Origin of the sequence: Streptomyces lunalinharesii, assembly GCF_039532155.1 — a bacterium.
GTDB classification, from domain to species: Bacteria; Actinomycetota; Actinomycetes; order Streptomycetales; family Streptomycetaceae; genus Streptomyces; species Streptomyces lunalinharesii.
In genome coordinates this window covers 105,655-118,806 of the sequence record NZ_BAAARK010000003.1, presented here as the reverse complement: position 1 = coordinate 118,806, position 13,152 = coordinate 105,655, and the positions used below count along the sequence as shown (strand labels likewise).

General features: G+C 71.9%; 9 protein-coding genes. 6 read left to right on the top strand and 3 right to left on the bottom strand.

The features are described 5' to 3' along the window. Positions 1-349 precede the first annotated feature (349 nt). The 3 genes from ABD385_RS06505 to ABD385_RS06495 all read left to right on the top strand — a co-directional run bounded on the left by ABD385_RS06505 (position 350) and on the right by ABD385_RS06495 (position 4,745). Positions 350-1,060: an XRE family transcriptional regulator gene (locus ABD385_RS06505; RefSeq protein WP_344574025.1), complete on the top strand. Its 711-nt coding sequence runs from the start codon at positions 350-352 to the stop codon at positions 1,058-1,060. A 210-nt stretch (positions 1,061-1,270) separates the two neighbouring features. Further along, complete coding sequence (locus ABD385_RS06500; RefSeq protein WP_344574024.1) at positions 1,271-2,059, top strand: ABC transporter ATP-binding protein; 789 nt, start codon at positions 1,271-1,273, stop codon at positions 2,057-2,059. A gap of 112 nt (positions 2,060-2,171) precedes the next feature. Further along, positions 2,172-4,745: an ABC transporter permease gene (locus ABD385_RS06495; RefSeq protein WP_344574023.1), complete on the top strand. Its 2,574-nt coding sequence runs from the start codon at positions 2,172-2,174 to the stop codon at positions 4,743-4,745. 117 nt (positions 4,746-4,862) lie between these two features. Here ABD385_RS06495 and ABD385_RS06490 read toward each other — a convergent pair whose 3' ends face one another. Further along, positions 4,863-5,888 carry an ATP-dependent 6-phosphofructokinase gene (locus tag ABD385_RS06490; RefSeq protein WP_344574022.1) on the bottom strand — a complete coding sequence of 342 codons (1,026 nt, stop codon included), beginning with the start codon at positions 5,886-5,888 and terminating at the stop codon, positions 4,863-4,865. Between the two features lie 263 nt (positions 5,889-6,151). On the opposite strand from ABD385_RS06490, the gene pta reads away from it, so the two are divergent. The 3 genes from pta (at position 6,152) to pyk (ending at position 11,061) form a co-directional block, all read left to right on the top strand. Beyond that, positions 6,152-8,245 (top strand): phosphate acetyltransferase, encoded by a 2,094-nt coding sequence (gene pta / locus ABD385_RS06485; protein WP_344574021.1) that lies wholly within the window; start codon positions 6,152-6,154, stop codon positions 8,243-8,245. A 27-nt stretch (positions 8,246-8,272) separates the two neighbouring features. Then, entirely contained in the window at positions 8,273-9,508 is a 1,236-nt protein-coding gene (locus ABD385_RS06480; protein WP_344574020.1) for an acetate kinase, read from the top strand. A 125-nt stretch (positions 9,509-9,633) separates the two neighbouring features. Further along, positions 9,634-11,061 (top strand): pyruvate kinase, encoded by a 1,428-nt coding sequence (gene pyk / locus ABD385_RS06475; RefSeq protein ID WP_344574019.1) that lies wholly within the window; start codon positions 9,634-9,636, stop codon positions 11,059-11,061. A 94-nt stretch (positions 11,062-11,155) separates the two neighbouring features. Here the strand turns inward: pyk and ABD385_RS06470 are convergent, their stop codons facing one another. Then, entirely contained in the window at positions 11,156-12,466 is a 1,311-nt protein-coding gene (locus ABD385_RS06470; RefSeq protein WP_344574018.1) for a hypothetical protein, read from the bottom strand. Then, positions 12,456-13,016 carry a DUF6114 domain-containing protein gene (locus tag ABD385_RS06465; protein ID WP_344574017.1) on the bottom strand — a complete coding sequence of 187 codons (561 nt, stop codon included), beginning with the start codon at positions 13,014-13,016 and terminating at the stop codon, positions 12,456-12,458. The genes ABD385_RS06470 and ABD385_RS06465 overlap by 11 nt, the downstream gene beginning before the upstream one ends. Positions 13,017-13,152: the final 136 nt, after the last annotated feature.

Genomic DNA, 13,152 nt, shown 5'->3' with positions numbered 1-13,152 from the left:
GTTCTCCTCGGAGCGGCTTCCGGGCGGGGGGCGGCGAATTCGCTTTTCCGGGGAATTCCGGTGCGGGCGGCTTCGGGCGAACTCCCCGGATTTCCGATCCGGCACTCGACACCGGCAGTCCGATTGCCCATCCTTATCTCCAAACGGCAGGCCGGCTGCGGCCCGCCGCGCGGTGCCGCGGGGAACCGCTTCGTTGGAGCAAAGTGCCTGACCAGCGGCATGATCGGGCGCCGATTGGCGAGAAAGCGCCGAAAGCTGGCCGGGGGTGACCGACACCTCCGTATCTTCCTCCAACCAGCAAACTTGGACATCCGTACGATAGGTGCGAAGCCACCACGTCACTTACCGTGTGCCGGTGGACACGCACGACGGGGATGCACGCAGGCCCCCTTTCAACGCTGCCGCCGCCCGCCGGCTGCGCGAGGCCCTGGGCATGACCCACGCGCATGTCGCCTACGGAATCTGGGCCGCCTACGGAATGCGGCTGGAGCCGGCCGTCGTGGCGTCCTGGGAATTGGGGGAAAGCGCCCCCACCGAGGCCGAGCTGACCGCGCTGGCCGGCGCCCTGTGGTGCGCGCCCGCCGAACTCCTGGGCACCCCCGGCACGCTGCGCGAATTCCGGCTGGCGCTCGGCCTGGCCGCGGCCGACCTCGCGCTGCGGGTCGGCATGGACCAGGCGGGCTACGAGCGGTTGGAGGCCGGCGGCCGGTGGAGCGGCACCGACCGGCAGGCGGCGGCGCTGGCGGCGGAGTTGCGGCTGCCGCTGCCGGCGCTGATCCGCTTCACCGGCCAGGAGGAGCGGCTGACGGAGCTGCTGACCAGTGCGGCCACCACGCGCTGGCAGGGCTACGTCCGTCCGGTCGGCAAGCTCGCGCCGCTGCCCAAGGAGCGGTTGCAGCAGACGCTCCAGGAACTGCACGAGGAGTACCACGCGACGATGACGGCGTCGCTCAGCTGGACCGGCGGGGACGCGTCGGACGAGGCCGGCAAGGCGGGCCGGGACTTCCTCGACAGCATCGTGGCGGAGTTCTGGCGGCGGGTCGGCGAGCCGACGTCCTGACGCCCGCCCGGACCCGACCCTGACGCGTTCACGTCGGCCTGCGGGCGGACGGCCGTCCGTCCAGAGGATGACGCGGGCGGTGGGCGTGGCACTTCCGGCCGGTCCGGCTTTCGGTCCCTGCGGGCGAAGACCGGGCCGGTCTCCCGCGTCGAGGATGGACGGAGCGATTTCACGCTGTCCGCCGTCCTTTCCGTCGCCCCAGGAGTTGTGGTGCCGCACACCGCCGTCCCCCACCCCGCCTTCCCCTCCAGCACCACCGCGTCCGTCGCCGCCCGCGCCACGGGCCTGAGCAAGGTCTACGGCCAGGGCGAGACCCGGGTGGTCGCGCTGGACTCCGTCGACGTGGAGTTCGGCCGGGCCCGCTTCACCGCGATCATGGGCCCGTCCGGCTCGGGCAAGTCCACCCTGATGCACTGCATGGCCGGACTGGACTCGGTCACCTCCGGCTCGGCGCGGATCGGCGACGTGGAACTGGCCGCGCTCAACGACAAGCAGCTGACCCGGCTGCGCCGCGACAAGATCGGCTTCATCTTCCAGGCGTTCAACCTGCTGCCCACGCTGACCGCGCAGGAGAACATCACGCTGCCGATGGACATAGCCGGCCGCCGCGTGGACCGGGAGTGGGTCGGCCGGGTGGTGGAGACGGTCGGCCTGTCGGGTCGACTCTCGCACCGGCCGGCGCAGCTCTCTGGAGGGCAGCAGCAACGGGTCGCGGTGGCACGGGCGTTGGCCGCCCAGCCGGAGATCATCTTCGCGGACGAGCCGACCGGGAACCTCGACTCCCGCTCGGGCGCCGAGGTGTTGGGCTTCCTGCGGGAGTCGGTGCGGGCGATGGACCAGACGGTGGTGATGGTCACCCACGACCCGGTCGCCGCCGCCTTCGCGGACCGGGTGGTCTTCCTCGCGGACGGCCGGATCGTGGACGAACTGGCCGGCCCGACCGCGGACACCGTGCTGGACCGGATGCGGCGCTTCGAGGCCGCCGGCCGGACCAGCTAGCCGCCGGCCGGACCCACCCACCGCCGGCCGCCGCGTCGATCGGCGACCGCCCCGCATCCGAGCCCCGGCCCCGGCCCCGTACCGGCCCCGTACCCAGGACTGACACACCATCATGTTCACCACCGCCTTGCGCAACGTCCTCGCGCACAAAGCCCGCCTCTTGATGACCGCACTCGCGGTGCTGCTCGGCGTCGCCTTCGTCGCCGGCACCCTGATCTTCAGCGACAGCGTCGGCGAGGCGATCAAGAACGCCTCGGCCAAGAACCTCAAGGACGTGGCCGTCTCCGTCCAGGCCACGTCACCCCCCGGCGCCGGCCCGGAGCCGGCCAAGGACGGCAAGCGGGCCACCGCCCTCGACCAGCGGTTGGCCGACCGGATCCGCGCCCTGCCGGGCGTGACGTGGGTGCGCTCCGACGTCACCGGCGAGGCCACGCTGGCCGGCCGGGACGGTGAGCCGATCGGCAACGGTTGGCAGAACCTCGCCGTCAACTACCAGCCGGACGCGGACGGCAAGGACCGCCGCTATCCGCTGGCGCAGGGCCGCGGCCCGGCCTCCGGCGGCGAGATCGCGCTGGCCGAGACCACCGCGAAGGCCGCGGGGGTGCACGTCGGCGACACCGTGCGGTTCGCCACCGACGGCCCGGTGCTGACGAAGAAGCTGGTCGGCATCGTGGCGACCGACGATCCGGCGGTGACCGCGGGCGGCAGCCTGGCGCTGTTCGACACCGCCACCGCGCAGAAGCTGTACCTGCACCCGGGCCAGTTCGACGAGTTGGTGGTCGCGGCCGCGCCCGGCACCGATCAGCAGGCGCTGACCGCCAAGGTCCGCGCGCTGCTGCCCGCCGAGCGTGCGGAGGCGAAGAGCGGGAGCGCGCTGGCGGCCGAGCAGGCCCGGCGGATCGCCGAGCAGAACAGCGCGCTCAGCAAGACCCTGTTGACCTTCGCCGGGATCGCGCTGTTCGTCGGCGTCTTCATCATCGCCAACACCTTCACCATGCTGATCTCCCAGCGCAGCCGCGAGATCGCGCTGCTGCGCGCGGTGGGCGCCTCCCGCCGGCAGGTGGTGCGTTCGGTGCTCGTCGAGGCCGCGCTGCTGGGGCTGGTCTCCTCCGTCGTCGGCTTCGCGCTGGGCGCCGGGATCGCGGTGGGGCTGCGGGCCGCGCTGGACGCGAACGGCGCGGGCTTCCCGGACGGCCCCGTGGTGATCAGCCCGACCACGGTGCTCGCCTCCTTGGCCGTGGGCGTGCTGGTGACCGTCCTGGCCGCCTGGCTGCCGTCCCGCAAGGCGGCGCGGATCGCTCCGGTGGAGGCGCTGAGCACCGTCGAGGCGCCGCCGACCCCGCGCAGCCTGGTCCTGCGCAACGTCCTCGGTGCGCTGGTCGGCGGCGCCGGCGTCGCGGTGATGCTGTGGGTCTCCACCCTCACCTCCGGCGACGACCTGCCGATCGCCATGGTCGGGTCGATGCTGACCCTGACCGGCGCGATCATCCTGGCCCCGCTGCTGTCCCGGCCGCTGGTCTCGCTGGCCGGCCTGGTCACCTCCCGGTTCTTCGGCGTGAGCGGCAAGCTCGCCAAGGAGAACGCGCTGCGCAATCCGCGGCGGACGGCGGCGACCGGCTCGGCGCTGATGATCGGCCTGACCCTGATCACCGGAATGACGGTGGCGGGGCACTCCGCCCAGGCGGCGATGGACAAGATGGCCGGGAGCGGGCTGACCGCCGACTACCAGGTCCAGACCACCACCTACGTCGGCCTGGACCCGAAGCTGTCGGCGAAGGTGGCCGAGATACCCGGCGTCGCGGCCATGGCTCCGCTCCGCGGCACGGGCTTCTCCACCGCCGCCGGCCCCGGACCGGACAGCGGGTTCGGTTTCCTGCGCGGCACCGACATGGACCAGATCGGCAAGGTCACCAAACTGACCGTTGTCCAGGGGTCGTTGGACGCGGTCAAGGCCGGCGGGATCGCCGTGTCGGAGAGCGGCGCCAAGGACCACGGCTGGCACGCCGGCGACACCGTGAAGGTCGAGTTCTACGACAAGAAGAAGGCCGAACTGAAGGTCGGCGCCGTCTACGCCGACAACGAGGTCCTCGGCGCGTCCTTCGCGCCCACCTCCGTGGTCGACCCGCACCTGGACCGGCTCCGCAACGACCGACTCCTGGTGAAGACGGCGAACGGCACGTCCCCCGCGCTGGTCAAGGAGATCCGCAAGGCGCTCGGCGACAGCCCGCTGCTGAAGATCCAGGACCGCGACGACCTGCGCAAGGAGACCGCCGGGCAGATCGACACCATCGTGAACATGGTCTACGGGCTGCTCGGGATGGCCGTGATCATCGCGGTGGTCGGCGTGGTGAACACCCTGGCCATGTCGGTCTTCGAGCGCACCCGGGAGATCGGGATGCTGCGCGCCATCGGGCTGGCCCGCAGCGGCATCAAGCAGATGGTCCGGCTGGAGTCGGTGGTGATCTCGCTCTTCGGCGCGGTCCTCGGCATGGTCCTGGGCGTCTTCCTGGCGTGGGCCGGCGGCAGCCTGGTCGGCTCGTCCTTCCCGAACTACGAGATGCTGCTGCCCTGGGGCCGGCTCGGCCTGTTCCTGCTGATCGCCCTGGTCGTCGGGGTGCTGGCCGCGGTGTGGCCGGCCCGCCGGGCGGCCCGGCTGAACGTGCTGGAGTCCATCGGCGCCCAGTGAGGCACCGGCCCACGGGCCGAAACGCCGTCGGCGGCGCACCCAACGGTGCGCCGCCGACGGCGTGTTGCGGGGGCGGGCGCGTCCGACGGCTCGGAACCGGACGCGGGCCCCGGGGCCTCAGAAGACCGACTCGGCCTCGTCCATGCGGCTCTCCGGGACCCGCTTGAGCTCGGTGATCGCGTCGGCCAGCGGGGCCATCACGATGTCGGTGCCGCGCAGTGCGGTCATCTTGCCGAAGTCGCCGCGGTGCGCGGCCTCGACGGCGTGCCAGCCGAAGCGGGTGGCCAGCACCCGGTCGTAGGCGGTGGGGGTGCCGCCGCGCTGGACGTGGCCGAGGATGACCGGGCGGGCCTCCTTGCCCAGGCGCCGCTCCAGTTCGTGGGCGAGCGCGGTGCCGATGCCGGAGAACCGCTCGTGGCCGAACTGGTCGATGGCGCCCTTCTTGTAGTCCATGGTGCCGGCGAGCGGGTGGGCGCCCTCGGCGACGCAGACCACGGCGAACTTCTTGCCCCGGGCGAACCGCTCCTCGACCATCTTCACCAGGTCGTTGACGTCGAACTCGCGCTCCGGTAGGCAGATGCCGTGGGCGCCGCCGGCCATCCCGGACTCCAGCGCGATCCAGCCCGCGTGCCGGCCCATGACCTCGACGACCATCACCCGCTGGTGCGATTCCGCGGTGGTCTTGAGGCGGTCGACGGCCTCGGTGGCCACGCCGACGGCGGTGTCGAAACCGAAGGTGCGGTCCGTGGAGGAGATGTCGTTGTCGATGGTCTTGGGGACGCCGACGACCGGCATGCCGGCGTCGGCGAGCATCCGCGCCGCGGTCAGCGTGCCCTCGCCACCGATCGGGATCAGGACGTCTATCCCGTACTCGCGGGAGAAGTCCTTGGCGCTCTCGCACGCCTCGCGCAGCCGGGCGCGCTCCAGGCGGGCGGAGCCGAGGATGGTGCCGCCGCGGGCGAGGATGCCGCTGACCGCGTCCAGGTCGAGCTTGCGGAAGCGGCCGTCGAGCAGACCCTTGAAGCCGTCCTCGAAGCCGATGACCTCGTCGCCGTGCCCGGCGAGGGCACGGTGGACGACGGACCGGATCACAGCATTGAGGCCGGGACAGTCGCCGCCTGCGGTGAGGACTCCGATACGCATCGTGCTGTGTCTCCTGTGCTCGCTGTCGGTTCGTGTGAGCCAGTCCGATTGTTTCACGGGCCGGCCGACCCGGGCCGCACCCGAGCGACCACCCCCACTGTCCCCGGCCCCGGCGCCCCAGGGAAACTGGGAGAGCGACTTATCCACCGGCGCAGGTATTGTCAAGAGGGGCAAGCCCACAATAACGGGCCATTTTGACCTTCTGAGCAGGGAAAACTCGCGAGCACGGAGCCTCGCGGCCATCGGATGGACGGAGACCACGCGTGACCCGCAGCGTGTACGTGACCGGTATCGACCGCGGCGACGGACGCCAGGTCGTCGAGTTGGGAGTCATGGAGCTCCTGACCCGCCACGTCGACCGGGTGGGGGTCTTCCGGCCCCTGGTCCACGACGGGCCCGACCGCCTGTACGAGCTGCTGCGGGCCCGATACCGCCTCACCCAGCCCGCCGACTCCGTCTACGGCGTCAGCTACCCGGAGGCCGCCGCCCTCCAGGCCGAGCGCGGCACCGACGCGCTGGTCTCCCGGCTCGTCGACCGCTTCCACGCGGTGGCCCGGGAGTACGAGTACGTCCTCGTCCTCGGCTCGGACTACGCCGACACCAGCCTGCCGGACGAGCTGGCGCTCAACGCCCGGCTGGCCAACGAGTTCGGCGCCGCGGTGATACCCGTCGTCGGCGGCCAGGGCCAGGACGCCGAAGCGGTCCGCGCCGAGGCCCGCAACGCCTACCGCGCCTACACCACGCTGGGCTGCGACGTCGTCGCGCTGGTCGTCAACCGCGTCGCCCCCGAGCAGCGCACGGCCGTCGTGGAGCGGCTCGCCGCCCGGCTGCCGGTGCCCTGCTACGCGCTGCCCGAGGAGGGCTCGCTGTCCGCGCCGACCGTCGGCCAGATCGTGCAGGCGCTCGGCGCCGAGATCCTGCTGGGCGACGACTCCGGGCTCGCCCGGGACGCCCGGGACTTCGTCTTCGGCGGGGCGATGCTGACGACCTTCCTCAAGGCGCTCACCCCCGGCTGCATGGTGATCACGCCCGGGGACCGCGCCGACCTCGTCATCGGCTCGCTCGCCGCGCACAGCGCCGGCGCCCCGCCGATCGCCGGTGTGGTGCTCACCCTCGACGAGCGCCCCGGCCCCGACATCATGGCGCTGGCCGCCCGCCTCGCGCCCGGCACCCCGGTCGTCTCGGTGCCGGGCGGCTCGTTCCCGACCGCCGCCGAGCTGTTCGCCGTCGAGGGCAAGCTGAACGCCGCCTCGCCGCGCAAGGCGGAGACCGCGCTCGGCCTCTTCGAGCGGCACGTGGACACCGGCGAGCTGACCGAGCGGATCTCGGTCGCCCGCTCCGGCCGGGTCACCCCGATGATGTTCGAGCACGAGCTGATCGAGCGGTCCCGCACCGGCCGCCGCCGGGTCGTCCTGCCCGAGGGCACCGAGGAGCGGGTGCTGCGCGCCGCCGACGTGCTGCTGCGCCGCGACGTCTGCGAGCTGACGCTGCTGGGCGAGGAGGAGGCGATCCGCAAGCGCGCCGCCGACCTGGCGATCGACCTGGCGGACGCCCAGATCATCGACCCGCATACCTCCGCGCTGCGCGAGCGGTTCGCCGAGCTGTACGCCACGATCCGCTCCCACAAGGGCGTCAGCTACGAGCTGGCCTACGACGTGGTCGCCGACGTCTCCTACTTCGGCACGCTGATGGTGCAGGAGGGCCTGGCCGACGGCATGGTCTCCGGTGCGGTGCACTCCACCGCCGCCACCATCCGGCCGGCCTTCGAGATCATCAAGACCACGCCGGGCGCCCAGATCGTCTCGTCGGTGTTCTTCATGTGCCTGGCCGACCGCGTACTGGTCTACGGCGACTGCGCGGTCAACCCGGACCCGAACGCCGAGCAGCTGGCCGACATCGCCATCCAGTCCGCCACCACCGCCGCCCGGTTCGGCGTGGAGCCGCGGATCGCGATGCTGTCGTACTCCACCGGCACCTCCGGCTCCGGCGCCGACGTCGACAAGGTCCGCAAGGCCACCGAGCTGGTCCGCGAGCGGCGCCCGGACCTGCTGGTCGAGGGCCCGATCCAGTACGACGCGGCGGTGGACGCGGCGGTCGCGCAGACCAAGCTCCCGGAGTCCGAGGTCGCCGGCAAGGCCACCGTGCTGATCTTCCCGGACCTCAACACCGGCAACAACACCTACAAGGCCGTCCAGCGCTCCGCCGGCGCGGTCGCGGTCGGCCCGGTCCTCCAGGGCCTGCGCAAGCCGGTCAACGACCTCTCGCGCGGCGCCCTCGTCCAGGACATCGTCAACACCGTCGCCATCACCGCGATCCAGGCCCAGGGCGCCCAGCCCGGCGCCGGCCCCACCGCCTGACCCCGCCCCCCATCGGAAAGCCCCTCCATGACTGCCAACGCCACCCGCATCCTCGTCCTCAACTCCGGCTCCTCGTCGGTGAAGTACCAACTGCTCGACATGGGGAAGGCCGCGGACGGCGACTCCGCGGGTGCGCGCCTGGCCGTCGGCCTGGTCGAGCGGATCGGTGAGGCGACATCGCGCCTGGCCCACACCCCGCTGGCCGCCGGCGGCCAGACCCGGGAGACCACCGGCCCGATAGCCGACCACCAGGCCGCACTGAAGGCGGTGGCCGAGGAGCTGGCCGCCGACGGGCTCGGGCTGGACTCCCCGGAGCTGGCCGCGATCGGACACCGGGTGGTGCACGGCGGGCTGAAGTTCACCGCGCCGACCGTGATCGACGAGGCGGTGCTCAAGGAGATCGAGCGGCTGGTGCCGGTGGCCCCGCTGCACAACCCGGCCAACATCGTCGGGATCCGCACCGCCCAGGCACTGCGCCCCGACCTCCCGCAGGTCGCGGTCTTCGACACCGCCTTCCACACCACGATGCCGGAGTCCGCGGCCCGCTACGCCATCGACGTGGAGACCGCCGACGCGCACCGCATCCGCCGCTACGGCTTCCACGGCACCTCGCACGCCTACGTCTCCCGCCGCACCGCCGAACTGCTCGGCAAGGCGCCCGAGGAGGTCAACGTGATCGTGCTGCACCTGGGCAACGGCGCCTCCGCTTCCGCGGTCCGGGGCGGCCGCTGCGTGGACACCTCCATGGGGCTGACCCCGCTGGAGGGCCTGGTCATGGGCACCCGCTCCGGTGACATCGACCCGGCGGTGACCTTCCACCTCAAGCGGGTGGCCGGGATGTCCGCGGACGAGATCGACGAGCTGCTCAACAAGAAGAGCGGTCTGCTCGGGCTGTGCGGCGACAACGACATGCGGGAGATCCGCCGCAGGATCGACGAGGGCGACGAGCGCGCCGCGCTCGCCTTCGACATCTACGTCCACCGGCTGAAGAAGTACCTCGGCGCCTACACCGCGGTCCTCGGCAAGGTCGACGCGGTGGCCTTCACCGCGGGCGTCGGCGAGAACGCCGCCCCGGTCCGGGCCGCCGCGATCGCCGGTCTGGAGGAGCTGGGCATGGCGGTGGACGCCTCGCTCAACGCCGTGCGGTCCGACGAGCCGCGGCTGATCTCGCCCGACTACGCCCGGGTCGCGGTCGCCGTGGTGCCCACCGACGAGGAACTGGAGATCGCCCGCCAGACATACGCCCTGGTCACCGCCTCGTGAGGCGCGCTCCCGCGGGTAGTGCCGCGGGAGTGCGCCCGCTTCGCCCGCGTCGCCTCTCCTCGGCTAAAGGGCCTTTGAAGCAGAGCGAAATATTCCGCTCCGAAACAAACCGATAGGATCGAGACATGCGCCGTTCCAAAATCGTCTGCACCCTGGGCCCCGCCGTCGACTCCTACGAGAAGCTGAAGACGCTGATCGAGGCCGGCATGAACGTGGCCCGCTTCAACATGAGCCACGGGACCCACTCGGAGCACGAGGAGCGGTACCACCGCCTCCGCAAGGCCGCCGAGGAGACCGGCCGCGCCGTCGGCGTGCTGGCCGACCTCCAGGGCCCCAAGATCCGCCTGGAGACCTTCGCCGAGGGCCCGGTCGAGCTGGTCCGCGGGGACGAGTTCGTCATCACCACCGAGGACGTCCCCGGTGACAAGCACCTCTGCGGCACCACCTACAAGGGCCTGGCCGGCGACGTCTCCAAGGGCGACCCGATCCTGATCAACGACGGCAACGTCGCCCTCCAGGTCGTCGAGATCGACGGCCCGCGGGTGCGCACCATCGTCATCGAGGGCGGTGTCATCTCCGACCACAAGGGCATCAACCTGCCCGGCGCCGCGGTCAACGTCCCGGCGCTGTCCGAGAAGGACATCGAGGACCTGAAGTTCGCCCTGCACATGGGCTGCGACATGGTCGCGCTGTCCTTCGTGCGGGACGCCAAGGACGTCCAGGACGTGCACCGCGTCATGGACGAGGTGGGCCGCCGGGTCCCGGTCATCGCCAAGGTCGAGAAGCCGCAGGCGGTCGCCAACATGCGGGAGGTCGTGATGGCCTTCGACGCGGTGATGGTGGCCCGTGGCGACCTGGCGGTGGAGTACCCGCTGGAGAAGGTCCCGATGGTGCAGAAGCGGCTGGTCGAGCTGTGCCGCCGGAACGCCAAGCCGGTGATCGTCGCGACCCAGATGATGGAGTCGATGATCACCAACTCGCGGCCGACCCGCGCCGAGGCGTCCGACGTCGCCAACGCCATCCTCGACGGCGCCGACGCGGTGATGCTCTCCGCGGAGTCCTCGGTGGGCCAGTACCCGATCGAGACCGTCAAGACGATGTCGAAGATCGTCGAGGCGGCCGAGGAGGAGCTGCTCTCCAAGGGCCTGCAGCCGCTGGTGCCCGGCAAGAAGCCGCGCACGCAGGGCGGTGCGGTGGCCCGCGCGGCCTGCGAGATGGCCGACTTCCTCGACGGCAAGGCCCTGGTGGCGTTCACCAAGTCCGGTGACACCGCCCGCCGGCTCTCGCGCTATCGCGCCGCCCAGCCGATCCTGGCCTTCACCACCGACGTCGCCACCCGCAACCAGCTCGCCCTGAGCTGGGGCGTGGACGCCTTCGTCGTGCCGCACGTCGACAACACCGACGCGATGGTCGACCTGGTCGACGCCGAGCTGCTCAAGCTCCAGCGCTACAACCAGGGCGACACCATGATCATCACCGCCGGTTCGCCCCCCGGCGTCCCCGGCACCACCAACATGGTCCGGGTGCACCACCTCGGCGGCCAGCGCGCCTGACGCGCCGCCCCGCACGAACGGCGGTGGGCCGCCCCCTTCACCAGGGGGCGGCCCACCGCCGTTCTCGGCTGTTGCAGCACGGTCGCCGGCCGGGTCAGTCCTCGATGGACACCCGCATGCCCGGGATGTGCAGGTTGCCGCCGAACTGGCCCGCCTGGTCCAGCTTCACCTTGCTGAAGTAGGCGTACGGGACGTTGATCGGCGGCGGGTGCTCCGGGTCGAAGACGATCGGGATCAGACCGAAGAGGTTGCCCTGGAGCCGCTCGGTGTAGAGCGTCACCTTGCCGTCGCGGATGGTGGACGTGGAGCCCGGTGTCGAGCGCACGTGGTAGTGCTTGCCCGACGCCGGGTCGTCGACGATCTGGTGCAGGTCGGCGATGTCGATGCTGTCGGCGGTGAACTTCAGGACCTGCTTGCTGTGGCCGTTCTGCGTCGTGACGTTGACGACGCCCACGTAGTCCAGCCCGCGCAGGGTGAGCCCGGTGGACTCCAGGTGCCAGGGCAGGTCGGGCAGGGTGACCGGCGTCTGCTCGTTCTTGCCGGCCTGCTTGTTCTCGACGACGCAGGGGTAACCGGGCTTGCCGCTGGCGTCCTTGCCGTCCAGCCCGCCGCCGGGCAGGGCGTTGTCGACCGTGCCGACGGCGCCGTGCACGGTGTCGTTGACCGCCTTCGACGGGTTCTTGAGCGCGTCGCCGACCGGCTTGGTGACCTCGTCCAGGCCGGGCCCGGAGCCCTTGGACGCCGCGTCCCCGGCGGACGGGTCGGCCGAGGGCGACGGGGACTTCGTGGCGGACGCGGACGGCGAGGGGCTCGGCGTGGCCGTCGGCTCCTCGGACTTCTTGTGCACGCCGAAGAGGCCGCCGAGCGCGTCGCCGATGCCGCCCAGCAGTCCGCCGTCGTCCTTCTTCTCCGGGGAGGCGGAGGGCGACGGGGTCGCGTCGGCGGACGGGTCCGCCGACGGCTTGGTGGTGCTCGCGTCCTTGCTGGCGGACGGTGACGGCGAGGGCGAGGCGGACGGGTCCGCCGACGGCTTGCCGTCCTTGCCGGCGTCCTTGCCGGCGTCCTTCTGGTCCTTGGCGCCCTTGGCGTCCTTGGCCTTGGCGTCGTCCTTGGCCTTGGCGTCCTGGCCGGACGTGTCCGGGGCGGTGACGCAGGGACCGTTCCTGAAGGGGCTCTCGGGCGGCGCCGGCTTGGCGATCGCCATCTGGGGCGTCAGCCCCATGCCCATGAGGACGGCCGACGGCATCGCCGCGATGGCGATCGCCTTGCCCGCGGGCACATGCAGGCGGGTCAGCAGCGGCTTGCGGGGCGCCGCGTGCCGCGGCCCGCCTCTCGCCCCGGTGGCTGCCGATCCTTCCCCTGCCTCCGGCGGGGGTGCCCCCTCCGGCAGCTGGTCACCCGGCACGGTGCCTCCCGTTCCTTCCGTTGGTCGGGCTCGTTCCTGACAGGTCGTCCAGTCCGTTGCCCAACCCGGGACCACCGACCGCCGGAGCGGGGTTGGTGGCGACCACCGGTCCGACGACGCGGTCCGGCTCGCCCGACCCGTCCTCGCCCTGCACGGGCTTGCCCGGCGCCCAGGAGACGCTCAGCGCACCGCCGATCAGCCCCAGCAGGAAGCCGATCAGGAAGGCGCCGAAGTTCGAGACGACCAGGGAGACCAGCGAGAGCAGGATCGCCGCAACACCGGCGAAGACCCGCGAAACCGGCTGGAACCACATGGTCAGGCCGAGCACCACCAGCAGCACGCCGATGATCAGCGAACCGGCGCCGGCCGTGGTCGCCATGCGGACGGTGAGGGAACCGATGGTGAGGTTCGCGTAGGGGATGTACATGATCGGGACGCCGGCGAGGAGGGTCAGCAGGCCGCCCCAGAACGGGCGTTGCCCACGCCACTCCCGGAAGGCCTGCCGCTTCCGGCCGAGGGTCTCGTTCAGCTGTGGTCGCTCTGCGCTCATGCGCCAGCCTCCCTACGGTCGGCGGTCCCGCATGCGCGCCGCGCGTACCTGTTGATGACTCTCCCCCAGCCTCCGGCCGGGGCGTCCCCCATGCTCCAGTCACTCATGTCGTCCGGCTCCTCGGGACTGGCAAATC